The organism is Bradyrhizobium genosp. SA-3, assembly GCF_004212635.1.
In the GTDB taxonomy this organism is placed as follows: Bacteria; Pseudomonadota; Alphaproteobacteria; order Rhizobiales; family Xanthobacteraceae; genus Bradyrhizobium.
Genome location: NZ_PSRT01000055.1, coordinates 1 through 17,458, shown reverse-complemented (window position 1 = coordinate 17,458; position 17,458 = coordinate 1). Strand labels below are relative to the sequence as shown.

Below are 17,458 nucleotides of genomic sequence, written 5' to 3'. Positions count from 1 at the left end.
GCCGCCGCGGCTACGACCACGACGAGACCTGGAACCGGAGGTGCATGATCAGAACCTCGCGTTCAGATCAACTTGCAGGACATCGACGGCGTAAGGCACGCCCGCGATGTTGTTCGCGCTCAGCCAGCGCACACTGGCCCACACGTCATCGCTGAGTCCGACATTGCCGCCGACGAAGTAACCCTTGAGATTGGTGCCGCCGAGGCCAAAGTCGGAGTCGACAAACGCGTCGATGGTAGCGTCGGATTGCAGATATTTATAGCCCGCATGCACGTTTCAGTCCCAGAGACGCTTGATCTCCCTATTGCCGACGGTGACGCGACCGAGCCATCCCGATTGCCGCCGTTGAAGGCTCCGGGCACACCCGCCGCGACGTCGGGCCCGCGATTGTTGACGGCATATCGATTCATCAGATTGCGGTCGAACGCGCTGTTCCAGACGTACTCGCCGTCGAGCACGATATGCACCGGGTGGAAATGGCCGAGGTCGAATTGCACGCTGCCGACGACCGGCCGGTATTGCCCGACCAGGCCAAAATACTGATAGAGCGGCGGAACCGGCACCGCGGGATCGGAGACGATGTTGCGCAGCGTCGTATAGGTGTTGCCCTTCTGCGCGAAGGACGGCCGGGTCAGATCGGTGTCGCACACATCCGACGCCGACTGCACCAGACAGGGGCTGGAGAAGCGTCCCTGGACATTGGAAAAATCGTAGTAAGCGGCTGCGACCCGCATCGACGTTTCGGAGCTGAGACGCGCCGCCAAGCCTGCCTGACCGCCGAACAGCCATTTGTCGTGGCTCGCGAACTTCGTGACCCCACCGGTGTTTGCGTCGAAATTGGTGCCGATGTTGAAGTCGGTATTGTAGATCGGGAACGCACCGGCTACCGCGAACGGTGTGATGTCCTTGGCGATCTCATACTTTCCTTGCACTGCGAAACCATCAAAGCCGAGATCCCTATGCCAGACGAGATCAGTCGGCGACCAGAATGGATTGTCGAAACGACCGACGGAGACCGCCAGATTGCCGTCTCAGGATTGATGCTTGAGATAGCCCCGATCGAGCCACAGCGCGTATTTCGAGAAGTTGCCGCCGTTCGCGCCAAGCGATTGATTGGTGGAGACGGGCGCGCTGTTCTCTCCGGTCGCGATACGCATGCCCGCGGTGAACCCATTGAAGATGTCGGCCTCCATGCCGAGGCGTGCGCGAAGCCGGGCCTGGTGGCGGTCCTGGGTGGCGTTGTAGGTCGGAGCGAAGCTGTTGCTGTTGAGATCGTACGGGGAACCTGTGTTGATCGCGTTGAAATTATACGCGTGGAGCTGATTGTTGCCTTCCGGAAAGAAGCTACCTTGATAGCGCGCGCGCAGATCGCCCGAGAAGCGGATGCGCTGCGCCCACTCCGGATAGGCGCCAGGCGAAGCCCAGTTCTCCTTCTGCGCCTTGGCCATGACTTCCTTCTTGATCTCCTCGCGCAACTGCCGTTTGACAACCTCAGGCACGTAAGTCACGTGCCTGGTACCGGGCGGGGAGGCTACCGCGGCCGCTGCATTCGCGGCCTTTGCCGCCTCGTCGGCCTTCGCGGCGGCGTCCTTCGTCGCCTGGCGCGACACATAGGCTTCGTCGTCGGCCTGCTTGATCAGCGCCTGAGCCTGCTCCTCCTTGATCACACCTTGCTTCACCAGCAAGTTGACGAGATTGATCGTCGTGTTCGACGACAGGGGCTTTGCATCGGACACGGTCGGGCGCTTCGCCTCGGGCTTCTTTGCCGTCGTCGAGCTCGGATCCGACGCGGTCTGGCCAAGAGCTGGAACGGCGACGGCAAGCGCGCACAGCGATACGGCGGTCGACGAAGTCAGTCGGCGTACGTCGCGTTTCTTCCTAAACATAAGTCCCCAGTCCTCTGCTAGTCACTCGACTCAAACAAATTGATTGCGGCGCGTCAGCTTGGCCGGCGCGCCGTGACGCGCGTCACCATCGGCATTGGCATGTCCCTGGGCGGCGGCTCCCGCAACACGAGACTGCCAAGCACATCGTTGCGGATAGCGGCGTCGAGCTCGGCGTCGCCGGTCGACGAGACGAGCTGAATGCGACTGACGCGGCCGGTCGCATCGGCCCACAGCCGGATTTGCAGCTGCATCGTCGCATTGCGCGTCTTGCCGTTGGCCCGCAGCGCCGCTTCGATCTGCGACTGCACGATGGAGGCATACCAGCCACATCGACTGCCGCCCCCTCCTCCGCCGCCATAGGGATTGCCACCCACCTTGCTGCCGAGATTGAACAGGTCGCCGGGTCCTGCAGCCTTGGCGTCGAGCGCCAGCGGCCCCGGCGGCTCTTCGTTCTTGGCGTCCTTGATCGGTTCGTCCTTTGGCTTCTCGACGGGCTTGTCTTCCTTGAATTCTGGCTCCGCCATCTTCGGCTGCTCCACCATCTTCTGCTCGGGCGGCGGTGGAGGCGGTGGCGGAGGCGGCGGCGGCGTGATGTTGACGACCGTCAACTCGCGCACCTGACGTGGTGGCGGCATGTCGTCATGACCGACGAGCAAGAATACCGCGATCCCAAGGAGGCCCACGATGGCCTGCGCGGCGCCGTAACGCAGCAATGGCTTTGCTCCTGGCAAGGATGGCGGTCGCGGGCCGCCCTGTTCTTTCGGCGCGTTCATGACACCGCCTCGAGCGCGACCGGTTCGGCATTCCTGCCGGTGACGTACTGCACGACGAAATTCACGACCGTGTCGAAGTCGGTCGTATCCAGCGTGATCCTGGCATCGGGAGCCGCCTCGATGACGAGGTGGTAGGTGGACCGATCGGCAAGGAAGTCGATGTAGGCAATGCGATCGATCGACAGACGCGAGCCGGGGCAGCGCGACATTGTCAGCAGCAACGGGTCGCGTTCGGGCGCGCAGCCCGCGACTTGCTTGCGCAGCAGATCCGCAAGCTTGACCAGCAGGGCTTCACCACGGATCGGGAAACGAAGCACCACGCCGGTGTCCGACGCAGTCCGTGCGATGCCGACTTGCTCGACATGTCGCATTCCGGCAGTCGATGCATGCGGCTCGAGCGAACGCGCGTTCACGATCGTCGACGACACGTGAATGGCGGTCCGATCCGCGCAGGACAGTCTACCACGAAGCCACGACCACAGGGCCATGGCGCCCTTTCGCGGATCGGCGCGCATATCCATGGAGGTGCCCATTCGTTCCGTCATTTCACAAGCGGCTTGGTCGCCAGCCCGACCTGCGTCAGCCCGACACGGCCGAGCAGGTCGAGCACGTCCATCACGCTCTGGTACTGGGCTTGGGCGTCGCCGCGCAGCACCACCGGGAATTCCGGCGTCAGCGCCTTCTGCTGCACCAGGCGCTGCTCGAGTTCCGGCAGCGTCACCGGGATCGTATCGAGGAAGATCTTGCCGTCATTGGCGACCGTGATCGCCTTGGTGGTCTGGGTGGCAAGGCTCGGCGCAGCAGACGCTTTCGGCAGATTGACCTTCTGGCCCTGCACCGTCGCCGTCGTCATGATGATGAAGATCACCAGCAGCACGTAGGCGAGATCCAGCATCGGAGTAATGTTGATATCGTCGTACGGCTTGGAGTCGTTCTGGACCTGCATCGTCGTTACTCCGCGGCGATGCTGCGTTCGATCTGGTCGGCGGAGTAGAACTCCGCCATCTTCGTCACGAACTCGTCGACGAAGACCTGAATGTCGGTGGTCAGGTCCTTGATGCGGGAGATCAGGTAGTTGTAGCCGAACAGCGCGGGGATCGCCACGCCAAGGCCGGCAACCGTCGCAACCAGTGCGGCGGCGATGCCGGGGGCGATCGCGTTGACGTTGACGTCTCCGCTGGCCGCGATGGCGGCGAAGGTGATCATGACGCCAACAACCGTGCCGAGCAGGCCGAGGAAGGGTCCGCCCGAGATCGCGATGGTCAGCACCACCATCAGCCGGTTGAGCCGTTGCGTCTCCTTCACGGAGCCGCCGTCCAGCGCGGCGCGGATGGCGGCAATCGAAGCAGCCGAGAGCACCGGGACACGCTCGCCCTTGCCGGCAAAGCGATGGCGGATTTCCGACGCCCCGATATGATAGATGCGATAGAGTGACGACGCCTGCATCATCCTGGTATCGGCCTCGCCGATCCGGCCGCCCAAGGTCGAGACATCGCCGGCATCGCCCTGATCAAGCATGGTGAGATCGGCCGCGAGCTCGCGGAAGCTCTTCATGAAACGCGCATTGGCCTTGGTCTGCCCGTTCAGATACGAGGCCCTGTCGTACATCACGACCCAGCTGACGACCGCCAGGATCATCAGGATGCCGATCACGATCCAGCCGTCGAGCGTTACCGATTTCAGGATCACCGCAAAGTAGCCCGACAGCCAGCTCGCGGTCTCCTCGTCGACGCTGAAGGTCACGAGCTTGGCCTGGTTCGGTCCCTGTCCGATGGCGACGAACTTGATAAAGCCCGGCGACCGCGCAATCTTTGCGAACTGGAGTTCGTCGATGTCGCCGACGAAGCCGGCCATCGCCGCGGCGACAGCAGGTGCGGTCTCCGGTGCCGGGGCTGACGCATCCGGAGCTGCCGCACCGTCCGCTGCAGACGATGGCTGCGCCGCCGCGGGTACGGCCATGGACGACGCAGGCGCCGCGTCGCCTCCGACCGTGGCATTCGTGCTGAGCGCGGGCAGCGTTGCCGCGAGCGACGCATAAGGTGCACCATCAAGATATCGCACGGCCTGGCCGCCATTCGCGACGACGGCGACGTGATGCCAGCCATTCGGCGCCAGCGGCGCAGCGCTGCCGCTGCGTTGCGCAGATCCCGCGTTCGTCACCTCGACGAAGGGCACGCCGCTATCCAGACCGATGACAAGACCGTTGGCGCCGTCGCGGCGGCTGTACAACGCTGCGTTCGCCTGCATCGCTCCCGGCTTGATCCAGGCCGACCAAGTGAACGCCGCGTTATCGCTCAACGCGAGCGACTGTGCGGCCGGCAGCGTCAGCGCGCCACGACCGTCGAGGCGCAAGCCGGTGCCGATCAGCGAACCATCCGCGGGCTGGCCGACGCTTTGTGCGTTGTTGGCCCAGACCGACGCATCCAGCGCCGGCGTGCCCCGCTCGTTGAAGTGATAGACCAGCAGCGTATCCGGATCGTAAGTCCCCTTCGGATCGCTGGTCGCGACCGCCTTCTTGTTGCCGGAATAGAGCCAGATGTCGGTCTTGGCGCCGGGCTGAAGGTTGGGCACGGCCACCCAGAGCAGCGCCTCGCCGAGCAGCGAATCGTATTTCTCGATGTGGTGCTTCAGCGGCGTCTTGTCGTCGGCGGCCACGAACCGCAGATCGCTGCCATCATCCTTGGCGGAAGCGAAACGGAAGTTTCCGACATGCAGCCGGACCAGGACCGGCGCGGCCCCGATCGGATCGGTAATGCCGGCGCCCGATGCGCTGGCGTCAATCGTGATCTTCTTGCGCAGCTGCCAGTCATCGTTCCACCACGCCTTGGCCGGCGACGGACACAACATCAATGCCGCGACCAAGGCGGGCACCAGTCCTGTCAGAGCCCGTTTAGCCGCTCGCTGAAGCGCCGACCGGCACGCGCGAGCCATGTGATCCCATCCTGCAGTCATCAGAATTCACCCCAGATTCGGAAATTCACGCGCGGACCCTCGCGCTCGTGTAGGTCTGACTGACCATCGGCACCGAATAGATCAGCGTACCGTTCAGGTAGGCGAACATCTTGAAACGGCTGCCGACGCCGTAGCTCCACAGATTGAATTGCGACTGCTGCTCGGGAAGTACATTCAGCATGGTCGCCATGCCGGCGTCCGCGAACGCAAACGCCCGCCATTCGTTGAAGGTCGTGAAGCGCGCCTTCCCTTGCCCAGTCTCGTCCTTCATCTGCCTTTGCAGCATCTCTCCCACATTGGGACTGCGCAGCTCGAGATTGCCGACAACGCCGTTGTCGCCGAGCGTCTCGGACTCGAGATAGCCGCGCACCGTGTCGAGGCCACCGACGCTGAACTGCTCGCTCGAGACCAGCGGCCCGTCGGCGACCTGTCCCTGCACCTTGCCGTAAAGCTGGAAGCCTTCCGGCAATTCCTGGGTCTGCGACACATCGACGTTGAAATGGGTGAAGCTCGGGGAGGCCCCGTAGCGCTGGCGGGCTGTCGAGGATCGCCGCCATCAGAGCGCCCGGCAGTATCTTGCGATGCCCTTCCTCAGCCACGGCTCGTATCGGATTCGCTATGAGCTCGACGGGCCGGCGGGCGCGCCCGCCTATGTCCTGGTGAACGGGCTGACGCAATATTCCGGGCTGTGGGACGCCTATCGCGAAGCTTTGTTGACGCGCGGCTTTCGCGTTGCAACCTTCGATCTGCTCGGCCAGGGCGCGTCCGACAAGCCTACGCTCTTCATCAGCCAGGACGATCAGGTCGCCGCGCTGCGGCTCCTGATCAGCGAGCTTGGCGACGGCCGGATTTTTCTGAGCGGGATCAGCTTTGGCGGCCTGATCGCGCTGCGCTATGCGATCGAGCATGGGGAGCGGCTGTCCGGGCTCGTACCGATGAGCTGCTTCGCGGAGCTGTCGCCCCAACTTTTGCTGCTCGGTAATGCCCTGCGTACCGGGCTGATCCTGGGCGGCACAAGTTACCTCCAGGACCTCCTGCTGCCGATGAACCTTTCGGACCAATGGCTGAAGCCGCTCCTGGACAAGCTCGACGGCGTCAAGCGCCAAGGCTGGCTGGTCAATGACATCTACGCGCTCCAGAACCTGATGGAATCGTTTCTCGACTTCCAACCGCTCACGCCGCGCCTTTCCTCCATCGCGGTCCCGACCATGATCCTCAACGGCGAATTCGATTTCCTGACGCCGCGGCATTTGCATGACACTTTGCGCGTTGAAATCCCCAACAGCTCATTGGTTATCATTCCCAGCGGCTATCACGCCTTTACGCTCGAGAAAGGCGCGCTGACGGCCGATATGCTCATGCGCTTTGCCGACGACGTGCTGGCCGGGCGCTGGCAAGGCAATTAAGCCGTCTGGGTGGCGCCGGACGAGCCCGGCGGCGAGTTCACGCCGTTTCCCGCCGGCTACGACCATCTGCGCGCCATCCCGATCAAGCGGGCGCTGCCATGAGCGGCTTCCTCGGTCCTCTCGATATCGACGGCCGCATTCCACCGCGCCAGCAGACGCGGGTCGCAGCATTCCTGATCTCGGCGCATGGCGCCCTCGCCCGGCAATTCGCCTTTACGCTGCCGCTGAGGCTCGACGCGGCGTGGCAGACCGAATTGCACGCGCAGTTCTATCGCGAGACCGAGATTGTCTCGCTGCCGATGCGCGCCACCTCCTGGGTCCCGGATCTTGCCCTGGGATACATGGTCGTATCCTGGGAGACCGCTTGGCTTCCTGCGCCCATCGCGGGGATCACAGACCATCATCTTGCCCAGGCGGTTCACCTCGCAACGCTTGCCCATGCCGTCCACGCTGCCATCCGGCCGGCTGCGCTGCTCCCGGTCGAAGCCGATGCGCAGGATCCATTCGTCATGGCGTTGCGCCGCATCGAATTCGAGAGCGGCCGGCTGCTACAGGCACAGATTCTGTTCCTGAAAGGGGCGGACCTGGCGCCGCATCGAAATGCGGTGAGTGCTGCCCTCGAACAGCGTCACGCCGGCGTTCGCAAGCTCTGGCGCGAAATACTCGGGAGCATCGGCATCGACCCCCCAAACCGAATGACCGGAAGCCTTGATGCAGATCAAAGGAGAGTAATCGCCGGGCTCCAACATCCGCGCACCGCCGCCCTTCCGCTCATCGTCGGGTCGACCGGGAGTTTCAATCATGAAGGCCGTTTCCGTCGAAGAAGCCGTTGCGATGATCCCGGCGGGCGCCAGCGTCATGGTTGGCGGATTCATGGGAGTCGGGACGCCGGAGCGGCTGCTCGACGAAGTCGTTCGCCAGAAGAAGGCAGGCCTGACCTTGATCTCGAACGACGCGGCGACGCCCGGAAAGGGTGTCGGCAAGCTGTTCGATCAGAACCTCGTGTCAAAGCTGACGGCGACGCATATCGGCCTCAATCCGAAGGCGCAGCAGCAGATGCTGGCCAACCAGATCGCCGTCGATCTCGTTCCGCAAGGCACGTTCGTCGAACGCATCCGGGCCGGCGGATGTGGTCTCGGCGGCGTGCTGACGCCCACGGGCGTCGGAACGCTGGTTGCCGAAGGCAAGCGTCAGATCGAAGTCGACGGCAAGCCATTCCTGCTGGAAACGGCGCTGCGGGCGCAATTCGCATTAGTGCACGCCTTCCTCGCCGATTATCTCGGCAACCTCGCCTACGCGCTCACTTCCCGCAATTTCAACCCGGTCATGGCGATGGCGGCGGACACCGTCATCGTGACGGCAGAGCATATCGTCCCGGTCGGTGTGATTGCGCCCGATCACGTCGTCACCCCCGCACCGCTCGTCGACTATCTCATCACCAACGGGTGACATTATGGATCCCCAGATCATCATCGCCCGGCGCGTCGCCAAGGAGCTGAAGAGCGGCAACCTCGTCAATCTCGGTATCGGCATTCCGACGCTGGTCGCGAACTACGTGCCGTCCGATCTGAAAGTCTTCTTCCAGTCGGAGAATGGATTGATCGGCACCGGGCCGATTCCAGAGCAGGGCATGGCGCATCCGACACTCACCGATGCCGGCGGGCGCCCGATTAGCGCGTTGCCGGGCGCCTCCACCTTCGATAGCGCAATGTCGTTCGGACTGATCCGCGGCGGCCACGTCGATGTCACTGTGCTCGGCGGCCTTCAGGTCGATGCACACGGCCATCTGGCCAATTGGATGATCCCTGGCAAGATGGTGCCGGGCATGGGCGGCGCAATGGATCTCGTCAGCGGCGCCAAACGCGTGATCGTCGCCATGCAGCACGCGGCGAAGGGCAAATCAAAGATCGTGGCAAAATGCTCCTTGCCGCTGACCTCGGCGCGTCCCGTGAATTTGGTTGTGACCGACATGGCCGTGATTGGTTTCCCCGATGGCAGGGCCACGTTGCTCGAAACCGCGCCCGGCATGAGCATTGGCGAGGTCTTGGCACTAACGGAGGCCGAGCTCGTCATCCCCGACAGTGTTCCGGAAATGAGACTTTGAGCAGGTTAACCCATGCGGATATTCAGCGACTTCGACGAGATCAAATCTGCCGTCGGCTCCGCGATCGGTGCCAGCGACTGGATCGAGATCACGCAGGACCGCATCAACCAATTCGCCGAGGCGACCTGCGACGAGCAATGGATCCATGTCGACCAGGAGCGCGCGAAGCAAGAGATGCCCGGCGGCAAGACCATCGCACACGGCCTGCTGTCACTGGCGCTGGCCCCACTCTTCATCCGCTCGGTCATCGGCCTGAAGGGCCTGCGCAACACGCTCAATTACGGCGCGGACCGGATCAGGTATCTCGCGCCGGTGCCGGCGGGCTCGAAACTGCGCGGCCGCGTCACGATCGCCGAAGCCGAGGACGTGCCGCCGGACGGGCTGCGCGTCAACTATCACCTCGTGATCGAGATCGAGGACGGCAAGAAGCCTGCTTGCGTCGCCGAGTTGATCGCGTTGCACTATCGCTGAATCAAAAAAGTCGAAAAACAACCCCATGCACAGTAGCCATGAAGTTGACGGCATTACGATTTCTTATTTTACGAAAGAGGTTGACCCGTCGGGCAACACAGTGGCAATATGCCATCGTCAGCCCATGGCCCAGACTGCCAGCCCGGCTTGGCAAGGCGGCGGCGCGATCAATCGATGATGTGATAGCCGCCATCGATATAGAGTACACCACCGGTGATCAGCTTGGCGCCGTCGAGTGCCAGGAACGCGGTGGCGTTGCCGACATCGTCGATGCTGACGAGGCTGCGCGAGGGAGCTTTCGACTGCGCTTTGTCCATCAGCTCGTCGAATTCGGGAATGCCTGACGCTGCGCGCGTGGCGAGCGGTCCTGGCGAGATCGCGTGGACCCGGATGCCTTTCGGGCCCAGTTCGGCGGCAGCGTAACGGACGGAGGCCTCGAGGGCTGCCTTCGCGACGCCCATGATGTTGTAGTTCTCCACCACCATCTGGCTGCCGTAATAGGTCATGGTGAACATCGTGCCGCCGTTCTTCATCAAGGGTTCGGCAAGATGTGCCATTCGCAGGAATGACCAGCAGGAGACGTCCATGGTCTTCAGGAAGCCATCACGGCCGACATCAACGACGCGGCCGTGCAGCGCTTCCTTCGGCGAGAATGCGATGGAATGAAGCAGGAAATCGAGCTGCCCCCACTCCGACTTGATCCGCTCGAACACGGCTTCAGTCTGGCCTTCAACCATGACGTCGAGCGGCAGGAAGATCGGCGCCCCCAGTGCCTGCGCGAGCGGCTCGACGTGCTTCTTGGCGCGGTCGTTCAGATAAGTGACGGCGAGATCGGCGCCGAGTGCGCGAAACGCCCTGGCGCAGCCCCAGGCGATCGACTGGTCGTTGGCGATGCCGACGACGAGGCCCTTCTTCCCCTTCAGGGCGACCTTGCTGTCCGGATATACTGGAATCATGACACCCTCTCATGTCTGGCGTTGGGCGACTGGCCGTTCATCAGCAGCGACAACGTATGCTGCGCGATCATCAGCTCCTCGTCGGTCGGGATGACGTAGACCGGGAGGCGACTGTTCTTCGTCGATATCAGCCGTGCGTGGCGGGCATTCGCAGTTGCATCAAGCGCGGCGCCGAGCCAGCCGAGGTGTGCCGCAACGCGAGCCCGAATGCCGCTCGAGTTCTCCCCGATGCCAGCGGTGAAGACGAACGCATCAATACCTTGCAGCGCAGCGGCGAGCATCCCGGCGTTAAGGCCAATGCGATAGACGAAATAATCGACTGCCAGCGTTGCTTGCGGATCGGTGCTTGCCTCCAGTTCGCGCATGTCGTTGCTGACGCCGGACAGACCTTTCAATCCGCAATCGCGATAGAGGAAATCCTGCACCTTCGAGGCAGTCATGCCCTTCTCGGACATTAGATACAGCACGACGCCCGGATCGAGCTGGCCGGGGCGCGTGCCCATCGGCAGCCCGTCAAGCGCGGTAAATCCCATGGTGCTCTCGACGCTCTGTCCGCCCTTCATGGCGCACATCGATGCGCCGCTGCCGAGATGGGCGACGATCACGCGCCGTCCTGCGATCTCCGGTGCAGTCTGGGGTAGCGTTCTGGATATGTATTCATATGAAAGCCCGTGGAAGCCATAGCGCCGCACGCCCTCGGCATGGAGCTGGTGCGGAATGGCGTAATGATCGGCCAAGGGACCATGCGTGCGGTGAAACGCGGTATCGAAGCAGGCGACCTGCGGCACGGTCGGGAAATTGGCAAGAATCGAGCGGATCGGCGCCAGATTGTGTGGCTGGTGCAGCGGCGCCAGGGCGACGAAGCGCTCCAGCCGCGCCACCACGCCATGATCGACCAGAACCGGCCGCTCATAGTCCGGTCCACCGTGCACCACGCGATGCCCGACCGCCATGGGATGGATACGAACTTCGCTCCGCAGCCATTCGCCTGCCACGTTCATCGCCGCCGGAACGTCCGGAATGGCCTCGATCGGATAGGCCCGGTCGGCCATGGGGTCGCTGCCTGCGCCGCTCGCCCGCAGGCGCGGGCGGCTGCCGATGCCGTCCACCTGCCCCTTGATCAACCGGCGAAGCGTGCCTTCCCCTTCGATCACGAAGACCTGGAACTTGACGCTCGACGAGCCGGCGTTGACGACGAGGATGCTGTCCATGGCGGTTACGCCGCAATGGTCGGCGCCTTCTGGCGCCGGGCGTGAGCATAAAGTGCCGCGACCGCGCAGGACGCCATCCGCGCTCTCGGGCTGTCCGCACGCGAGGTCAGGACAACCGGCACGCGCGCGCCGAGCACAATGCCGGCGCCGTCGGCCTTGGCGAAATAGGCGAGATTCTTAGCGAGCATGTTGCCCGATTCAAGGTCAGGCACGACCAGGATCTGCGCCCGGCCGGCGACCTCGGATTTAATGCCCTTGATCCGCGCGGACTCCAGGTCGATCGCATTGTCGAACGCCAGCGGCCCGTCGAGCACGCCGCCGGTGATCTGTCCGCGGTCCGCCATCTTGCAGAGCGCCGCGGCCTCGATCGTGGATGGAATTTTCGATGTGACCGTTTCGACCGCAGAGAGGATGGCGACCCGCGGCGACTGGCCGAAGCCGGCCTGGTTGTAAAGGTCGATCGCATTCTGGATGATGTCCCGCTTGGCATCCAGATCGGGAAAGATGTTGATGGCGGCGTCAGTGACAAAGACGGTCTCGGCATAGGCCGGCACGTCCATGACGAAAACGTGACTTATACGTCGATCCGTCCGCAAACCTCCGGCCTTCGCGGTGACGGCCCGCATTAACTCGTCGGTGTGCAGGCTGCCCTTCATCAGCAGTTCGCCGCGGGCGGCATGGATCAATTCGACGCCCTTCGCCGCGGCATCGTCGCTGTGAGCGGCATCGACGATCTCATAGCCCGAAATGTCCAGTGCGAACCTGGCGGCCGTGTCCCTGATCTTCCGTTCCGGCCCGACCAGCAGGGGCCGGATGATGCCGGCCGCCGCGCTATCGACGGCGCCCCGCAACGATGTCTCGTCGCAGGGATGCACGACGACGGTCGGCGCCGGCGGGATCGCCTTAGCCGCGGCGATCAGGCGATCGTACTTGCTGGGAGAGTGCGTGGCCGTCGCATCTAGTGACATGATGTCGTCCCGATCCTTGCAACCTGCTACGACGCCTTCGCCTTCGGATCGAAAGGGGCAACGTTCGACGCCCTTTCGGAATCCTCCATCGCGTCGATGCCGAACAGGCCGGCGACCTGCCGCAGCCGCTTCGCGCGCTCGCCCGTGACGTCCTCGCTGGCCGACAGCACCTGCTCGATCGCCTCGAAAGCCCCGCGGCGACGGTTCATGTCGTCAGGCAGCAACTTCGGAATAGCGGCGAGCGCCCCGTCACGATCGAGCAGCAGCATGAAGAACTGCTCCCGCACCAGCATTTTGAATTCGGCAAGGCTCATGCGTGTGCCACCATGCTTGCGGCGGATCTGGCGCAGAGCCTCGATACTTCGTTCGTCGACCATCCCTCGCGCAGAGCCGACATAGAGCAAGGCGCGCAGCGCCGCTTCACGAAGGCCGCCCTCGCCGATCCGCGACTTCAGATCGTCGATGCGCTTTTCGAGCACGGCGCGATGCTCGACGGACATTTCATGCCGCCGGGATGGCACGGAAGTGGGATCAATTCCGACTACGGCCTGCAGCGCCGGCGACCCATAGGCGCTGAGGAAGATCGCTTCGCTGAGCACCTCCTGTGAATCGCGCCAGCTGTCCAGGGCGTGCACGATCTGCTTCGACATCCGCTCCTGGAACGCCAGGAATGGGTTGTCCTTCGCGACCGGCTTGCGCTCCTCCACCGCCTTCTCGGCCAACGATTTCACTATCGCCATATAGGGATTCTGGCTGCTGAAGAGCTCGTATTGCAGCCGCAGCGGGTGCATGTTGTGGGCCCATTCGGCCATCTGGGGCGTCACCATGGCCTTGATCCATGGCTGAAGAAATTTCTGGTACGCCGCCAGATTGATCTCCGAGACGCGTTTGGCCGTGGCAAAGCGCCGCTCGTCTTCGGGCGGGTTGCCCCCAATGGCTCGGATGTCATCGAGCGTCCGCGCCTCGCAGCGCATCACCCACTGACCGACGACGAGGTCTGAACTCGCGGTCTCCTCGCCCTTCGCCTCGAAGGTGGCTTCATAGAGCCCGGGCGGCAGCACGTCGATCAGGTCGATGTTGCTGGAAAACTCCGCGTGTTCCTTCTTGGCAACGCCACCGGAGACGAAAATACCGAGATGACCGATGCTCTTGTGCACGGTGTAGACGATGGTCTGCCCATAGGCCCTGATCTCGTCGACGTCGGCGTAGCAATCCAGGATCCAATGCAGCGCCTGTTGCGGCGGCGTGATGTTGTCGCCCTCCGAACAGAACACCACGATCGGCGACCTGATGTTGCGGAGATCGACCTTGCGGCCGTCGGACAATTCGATGTTGCCTGCCGCAAGATTGTTACCGACGAACAGCTCGTCGACGATGAACTGGATCTCCTCGGCGTTCAGATTGACGTGGCCGCCCCACCAACGCTCGAATTCGAGATAACGCTCTGCCTCGGTGTCGACCTTCGAATAGACGTTGTACTGCTTGGTCCACAGCGTGTTTGACGGGTTCTGGTTCTCAAAATTCTGCACCAGCCAGGCACCGTCGAATTTGCCGGCGCCGAGATCGCTGGTGAGCGCCGTGAGCCAACTCCCGCCCAAGAGGCCTCCGGAATAGCGCATTGGATATTTTCCGCGCACGCCGCCCCAATAGCTAAGCGGCGCGCCGGCGATGATCAGCGGCCCGAACAATTCAGGACGCAGCGAGGCCAGGATCATGACGGCCCATCCGGCCTGGCAATTGCCGATCACACAGGGCTTGCCGTCGGCATCCGGGTGAAGGCTCATGACCTTTTCGATGAATATGGCTTCTGCACGCGCGATACGCTCAATGGTCTGACCGGGCATCGGATCCGGCAGAAATCCGATGAAATAGCAGGGATGGCCTGCTTTCATTGCCACCCCGATCTCGCTGTCCGCCTTGAAGCCACCGATGCCGGGGCCGTGGCCCGCGCGCGGATCAACCACAATGAAAGGCCGACGGTTCATGTCGATCTCGACATTGTCCGGCGGAACGATGCGCACCAGCGCGTAATTGACCGGCTCGGCGAGCTTGCGGCCGTCCATGATCAGTTCGGCCGCATATTGGAGAACATGCGGCGCGGTTTGCGCGAGGTGTTCCCGGTACTGATCACCGCGCCGGCGCATGATATCCAGGAATAGGGCACTGCGCTGTCCCGCATCGACCAAGTATTCGATCGCCGAGGCGAACAACCCCGACATTGGACCGCCCGGAATTTGCACCTTGTCTATGGACATGTTTTCGACCTCTTTGTCGGGTTCGACAATTGACGGCGCCGGGCAAGGACGAACGTTGATCTAGGTCAAGGTGATCTGCACGCTTGAAGGACTCTTATCTGCAATCGAGTTCATGAAACGCGGCTCACTTGACGAGCTGATTTCGCCGGACGACATCGGCATGTCGCAAATCGCAAGTTACAGCGCGCAAGCCGTACTGAAGGACGGCACTCCGGTCCAGATCCGCGCGCTTCGAGCGAGCGACGAGGCGGATATGCTCGCTGCCATCAAGCGCACCGGGCCGCGCTCGCTCCAGAGCCGGTTCTTCATCTTGAAGCGGCACTTCTCGGAGAAGGAGCGCGCCTTCTTCATGGACGTAGATTTCAGCAATCACGTTGCGCTGGCCGCCCTCGTCGAAGAACAGGGTCGTCTCACCATCATCGGCGGCGGCCGCCACGTGGTCGTCGATCCCGGTCGGGCCGAGATGGCCTTCGTCGTGGTGGATGCCTGGCAAGGCCGCGGGATCGGCTCCCTGCTGCTGAGGCACCTCATCGACATCGCGCAAGAGCATGGGATGCAGGAGCTCACGGCCGAGGTTCTGTCCGACAACGCCTCCATGCGCAGCGTGTTCGCGAAGTCAGGTTTCAAGCTTGCGAGAAGCGATGATCCGAGGACAGTACGCTTGGCTCTCACTCTTGGGTCCGCGCGCCCGGCTTGAGCTTCATCTCAAGGCGATCGTGATCTGACTGATATTGGCCGCCAGCTCAAGTCCCGCCTTCGGGCCTTGCAGCACCATCGTCACGCCCTTTTCGTTGCGAAGATGAACGCCGCTGGCGCCGCCGACCAGCGCAAAACCGCCACCGACGGAGCTGTAGGTGCCAGCGAAGTCACTGATCTCGCGGATGCCCGAGGCCCAGCCGTCGAGACGGCCGACCGTGGCGCCGACCGTGATGCCGAAACTCAGACCGCTGATCTTGAACGGATAGGCCTTGCCGCGGTACGTCAGCACGCCGCTGCCGGCGCCACCGCCGACCAGGAGGCCGGCCTTGACGATCTTGACTCTGACCTGACCGGCCGCTTGCGCGAAGGACGGCGTCGCCGGCGCGGTCAGCCCGAGCGCCAGCAGGAGGAGCGCTATCAGGTGAAATCCGCGCCGGCTCGCGCGACGCTCAGGGCTTTGCAGCATCGACCTTCTTCCAGGTCTCGTCGGGATCGAACAGCGTGGTCCGCTCGGCGATGAAGGCCGTGCGTTTGCCGAGATCCTTCTGGTAGACGGTGCCGGCATGGTTAACCACAAAGGTCATCACGCCCGAATTGCCGTACTCCGCCGGCCAGGCGATCAAGGCGAAGCCGCCGATCATCTTACCCTTGACGACGTAGTTGAGCGCGCCGCCGGGTGCGTCCCGTCCCTGCCCCTTGAGGATGCGGAAGTAGTAGCCGTGATAGGGCGCAGGTCCGGCATCGCCCGCGCGATAGCCCTCCTTCGAGGCCTCGGCCGCCAGCGCGCCAAGCGGGCTAGGGTCGCTGTCGTCGCGCCAGAACAGGCCGTCCTTCTTGCCGGGCGATGAGACGATGCGCTGCGCATAGACGCCGGCGCCTTCGCCGCGGTCCTTGTCGGCATATTCGTTCTGCGCGTCGACAAAGGCGAGCGCGGTCTGGATTGCGTCGAGCTCGTTGCGGCCGATGCGACGCCGCAGCACCTCGATCCGTCCCTCGTCGGTGTCGAACTCCCAACCGCTCTTGGTGTTGACCAGCGGAATCGGGAACGGGAAATCGTCCGGCCCCAGCATCAAGGTCGCAGTCTTGTTGCCCTCGGCCCTGATGCCGTGCTTGGCGTCATACATCGACGTGAAGCGCTGGCGGATGTCGTTGTCGGCGATCTCGTCGCCGGACGAGACGATGTCTTCGGCAGCGCGCCCAAGCACCTTCAGGATGTCGCTTGGTCCGCTCTTGACCGCGGCCGCGAGCGCAGCCGCCGCGTCCTCCGGCGTCTTGTAGGATTGCTGTGCCTGTGACGCAGAGCCAAGAAGCGCCAGCGCCATGATGCCCGGCAACAGCGCGCGGCGGAACGATTTCGGGCCCGTCATGGCGTCACCTCCGCAGGAAGCTTCGCGCCGCCGGCGAGCCAGTCACCATAGCTGCGGAATGTCAGGCCGAGTCTTTCGTAATGGACACGCAGATATCCATCGCTGCCACGGGTCACGGCGGCAGGCATCACCTGCTCGACCTCCTGCGCCATCACGCCGACATAGGCCTTGTCGCTGCCGATGTAGCTGAAGCGGTAGTAACCGAGGCCGTTTGAGAGCTGACCGAGCAGGACAACGTCGTGCTTCAGCGCGATATCGGAGCGCCGGCCGCCACCACCGCCGCGGAAGCCGCCCCCTCCGCCGCCACCACGGAAACCGCCGCCACCATGCATGGCCATTCCGCCTCCGCCACCTCGGCCGGCCATGCTCGGACCGCCGCCGCCGCGCGGCATGCTCGCCATGCTGGATCG

At 63.3% G+C, this 17,458-nt stretch carries 18 protein-coding genes and 2 pseudogenes; 5 read left to right on the top strand and 15 right to left on the bottom strand.

Features of this window, described 5'->3' with window-relative positions; all coding sequences use genetic code 11:
• Window positions 1–48 precede the first annotated feature (48 nt).
• The 6 genes and pseudogenes from CWO91_RS20315 to CWO91_RS20290 form a co-directional block, all read right to left on the bottom strand.
• Window positions 49–1,886: pseudogene (locus CWO91_RS20315) on the bottom strand (putative porin).
• Window positions 1,887–1,939: 53 nt separating this feature from the next.
• Window positions 1,940–2,659: a TonB C-terminal domain-containing protein gene (locus tag CWO91_RS20310; RefSeq protein WP_130215655.1), complete on the bottom strand. Its 720-nt coding sequence runs from the start codon at window positions 2,657–2,659 to the stop codon at window positions 1,940–1,942.
• Window positions 2,656–3,192, bottom strand: coding sequence for a hypothetical protein (locus CWO91_RS20305; protein ID WP_245471307.1), 537 nt, complete (start codon window positions 3,190–3,192; stop codon window positions 2,656–2,658). Before CWO91_RS20305 ends, CWO91_RS20310 begins: the two co-directional genes overlap by 4 nt.
• An 8-nt stretch (window positions 3,193–3,200) precedes the next feature.
• Window positions 3,201–3,605, bottom strand: coding sequence for an ExbD/TolR family protein (locus tag CWO91_RS20300; RefSeq protein ID WP_018319914.1), 405 nt, complete (start codon window positions 3,603–3,605; stop codon window positions 3,201–3,203).
• A 5-nt stretch (window positions 3,606–3,610) separates the two neighbouring features.
• Window positions 3,611–5,611: a DUF2341 domain-containing protein gene (locus CWO91_RS20295; RefSeq protein WP_130215653.1), complete on the bottom strand. Its 2,001-nt coding sequence runs from the start codon at window positions 5,609–5,611 to the stop codon at window positions 3,611–3,613.
• A pseudogene (locus CWO91_RS20290) lies at window positions 5,611–6,143 on the bottom strand (ShlB/FhaC/HecB family hemolysin secretion/activation protein); the annotation flags it as partial. The gene CWO91_RS20295 and the pseudogene CWO91_RS20290, both read right to left, overlap by 1 nt.
• A 49-nt stretch (window positions 6,144–6,192) precedes the next feature.
• Between CWO91_RS20290 and CWO91_RS20285 the strand changes: the two are divergent.
• Window positions 6,193–7,017 carry an alpha/beta fold hydrolase gene (locus tag CWO91_RS20285; RefSeq protein ID WP_245471306.1) on the top strand — a complete coding sequence of 275 codons (825 nt, stop codon included), beginning with the start codon at window positions 6,193–6,195 and terminating at the stop codon, window positions 7,015–7,017.
• A 56-nt stretch (window positions 7,018–7,073) separates the two neighbouring features.
• Here CWO91_RS20285 and CWO91_RS43090 read toward each other — a convergent pair whose 3' ends face one another.
• Together CWO91_RS43090 and CWO91_RS43085 are read right to left on the bottom strand one after the other, a co-directional pair.
• Window positions 7,074–7,466, bottom strand: coding sequence for a hypothetical protein (locus tag CWO91_RS43090; protein ID WP_165405575.1), 393 nt, complete (start codon window positions 7,464–7,466; stop codon window positions 7,074–7,076).
• A 99-nt stretch (window positions 7,467–7,565) separates the two neighbouring features.
• On the bottom strand, window positions 7,566–7,766 hold the full coding sequence (locus CWO91_RS43085; protein ID WP_165405574.1) for a hypothetical protein: 201 nt from the start codon (window positions 7,764–7,766) through the stop codon (window positions 7,566–7,568).
• A 52-nt stretch (window positions 7,767–7,818) separates the two neighbouring features.
• On the opposite strand from CWO91_RS43085, the gene CWO91_RS20275 reads away from it, so the two are divergent.
• Genes CWO91_RS20275 through CWO91_RS20265 form a run of 3 tightly spaced genes read left to right on the top strand, consistent with a single transcriptional unit; the run spans window position 7,819 to window position 9,592 of the window.
• The gene (locus CWO91_RS20275) at window positions 7,819–8,466 is read left to right on the top strand and encodes a CoA transferase subunit A (RefSeq protein WP_130215651.1); all 648 of its coding nucleotides are present in this window, start codon (window positions 7,819–7,821) and stop codon (window positions 8,464–8,466) included.
• A gap of 4 nt (window positions 8,467–8,470) precedes the next feature.
• A complete protein-coding gene (locus CWO91_RS20270) occupies window positions 8,471–9,121 on the top strand; it encodes a 3-oxoacid CoA-transferase subunit B (protein ID WP_130215649.1) in 651 nt (216 codons plus the stop codon).
• Between the two features lie 12 nt (window positions 9,122–9,133).
• On the top strand, window positions 9,134–9,592 hold the full coding sequence (locus CWO91_RS20265; RefSeq protein WP_130215647.1) for a MaoC family dehydratase: 459 nt from the start codon (window positions 9,134–9,136) through the stop codon (window positions 9,590–9,592).
• A 167-nt stretch (window positions 9,593–9,759) separates the two neighbouring features.
• Here the strand turns inward: CWO91_RS20265 and fabI are convergent, their stop codons facing one another.
• Genes fabI through CWO91_RS20245 form a run of 4 tightly spaced genes read right to left on the bottom strand, consistent with a single transcriptional unit; the run spans window position 9,760 to window position 14,982 of the window.
• Window positions 9,760–10,548: an enoyl-ACP reductase FabI gene (gene fabI, locus CWO91_RS20260; RefSeq protein ID WP_130215645.1), complete on the bottom strand. Its 789-nt coding sequence runs from the start codon at window positions 10,546–10,548 to the stop codon at window positions 9,760–9,762.
• Window positions 10,545–11,759 (bottom strand): acetate/propionate family kinase, encoded by a 1,215-nt coding sequence (locus CWO91_RS20255; protein WP_130215643.1) that lies wholly within the window; start codon window positions 11,757–11,759, stop codon window positions 10,545–10,547. The genes fabI and CWO91_RS20255 overlap by 4 nt, the downstream gene beginning before the upstream one ends.
• Before the next feature lie 5 nt (window positions 11,760–11,764).
• Window positions 11,765–12,727, bottom strand: a complete 963-nt coding sequence (locus CWO91_RS20250) for a phosphate acetyltransferase (protein ID WP_130215641.1) — start codon at window positions 12,725–12,727, stop codon at window positions 11,765–11,767.
• A 26-nt stretch (window positions 12,728–12,753) separates the two neighbouring features.
• The gene (locus CWO91_RS20245; protein ID WP_130215639.1) at window positions 12,754–14,982 is read right to left on the bottom strand and encodes a DUF3141 domain-containing protein; all 2,229 of its coding nucleotides are present in this window, start codon (window positions 14,980–14,982) and stop codon (window positions 12,754–12,756) included.
• A gap of 112 nt (window positions 14,983–15,094) precedes the next feature.
• On the opposite strand from CWO91_RS20245, the gene CWO91_RS20240 reads away from it, so the two are divergent.
• Window positions 15,095–15,679 carry a GNAT family N-acetyltransferase gene (locus CWO91_RS20240; protein WP_349643581.1) on the top strand — a complete coding sequence of 195 codons (585 nt, stop codon included), beginning with the start codon at window positions 15,095–15,097 and terminating at the stop codon, window positions 15,677–15,679.
• Between the two features lie 3 nt (window positions 15,680–15,682).
• Here CWO91_RS20240 and CWO91_RS20235 read toward each other — a convergent pair whose 3' ends face one another.
• The 3 genes from CWO91_RS20235 to CWO91_RS20225 form a co-directional block, all read right to left on the bottom strand.
• Entirely contained in the window at window positions 15,683–16,147 is a 465-nt protein-coding gene (locus CWO91_RS20235) for a hypothetical protein (protein WP_130215637.1), read from the bottom strand.
• Window positions 16,131–17,048: a DUF2950 domain-containing protein gene (locus CWO91_RS20230; RefSeq protein ID WP_130215635.1), complete on the bottom strand. Its 918-nt coding sequence runs from the start codon at window positions 17,046–17,048 to the stop codon at window positions 16,131–16,133. Before CWO91_RS20230 ends, CWO91_RS20235 begins: the two co-directional genes overlap by 17 nt.
• Window positions 17,045–17,458 (bottom strand): tail fiber domain-containing protein (locus tag CWO91_RS20225; protein ID WP_130215633.1); only part of this gene is annotated, 414 nt, incomplete at its 5' end. The genes CWO91_RS20230 and CWO91_RS20225, both read right to left, overlap by 4 nt.

Bases quoted from the DNA above. Each gene is read 5' to 3' on its own strand.
- CWO91_RS20255 (WP_130215643.1), bottom strand. From the start codon at position 11,759: ATGGACAGCATCCTCGTCGTCAACGCCGGCTCGTCGAGCGTCAAGTTC.
- CWO91_RS20240 (WP_349643581.1), top strand. From the start codon at position 15,095: ATGAAACGCGGCTCACTTGACGAGCTGATTTCGCCGGACGACATCGGC.
- CWO91_RS43085 (WP_165405574.1), bottom strand. From the start codon at position 7,766: ATGTTGGAGCCCGGCGATTACTCTCCTTTGATCTGCATCAAGGCTTCC.
- CWO91_RS20250 (WP_130215641.1), bottom strand. From the start codon at position 12,727: ATGTCACTAGATGCGACGGCCACGCACTCTCCCAGCAAGTACGATCGC.
- fabI (WP_130215645.1), bottom strand. From the start codon at position 10,548: ATGATTCCAGTATATCCGGACAGCAAGGTCGCCCTGAAGGGGAAGAAG.
- CWO91_RS20285 (WP_245471306.1), top strand. From the start codon at position 6,193: ATGCCCTTCCTCAGCCACGGCTCGTATCGGATTCGCTATGAGCTCGAC.
- CWO91_RS20305 (WP_245471307.1), bottom strand. From the start codon at position 3,192: ATGGGCACCTCCATGGATATGCGCGCCGATCCGCGAAAGGGCGCCATG.
- CWO91_RS20265 (WP_130215647.1), top strand. From the start codon at position 9,134: ATGCGGATATTCAGCGACTTCGACGAGATCAAATCTGCCGTCGGCTCC.
- CWO91_RS20245 (WP_130215639.1), bottom strand. From the start codon at position 14,982: ATGTCCATAGACAAGGTGCAAATTCCGGGCGGTCCAATGTCGGGGTTG.
- CWO91_RS20270 (WP_130215649.1), top strand. From the start codon at position 8,471: ATGGATCCCCAGATCATCATCGCCCGGCGCGTCGCCAAGGAGCTGAAG.
- CWO91_RS20295 (WP_130215653.1), bottom strand. From the start codon at position 5,611: ATGACTGCAGGATGGGATCACATGGCTCGCGCGTGCCGGTCGGCGCTT.
- CWO91_RS20310 (WP_130215655.1), bottom strand. From the start codon at position 2,659: ATGAACGCGCCGAAAGAACAGGGCGGCCCGCGACCGCCATCCTTGCCA.
- CWO91_RS20275 (WP_130215651.1), top strand. From the start codon at position 7,819: ATGAAGGCCGTTTCCGTCGAAGAAGCCGTTGCGATGATCCCGGCGGGC.
- CWO91_RS20235 (WP_130215637.1), bottom strand. From the start codon at position 16,147: ATGCTGCAAAGCCCTGAGCGTCGCGCGAGCCGGCGCGGATTTCACCTG.
- CWO91_RS20230 (WP_130215635.1), bottom strand. From the start codon at position 17,048: ATGACGGGCCCGAAATCGTTCCGCCGCGCGCTGTTGCCGGGCATCATG.
- CWO91_RS20300 (WP_018319914.1), bottom strand. From the start codon at position 3,605: ATGCAGGTCCAGAACGACTCCAAGCCGTACGACGATATCAACATTACT.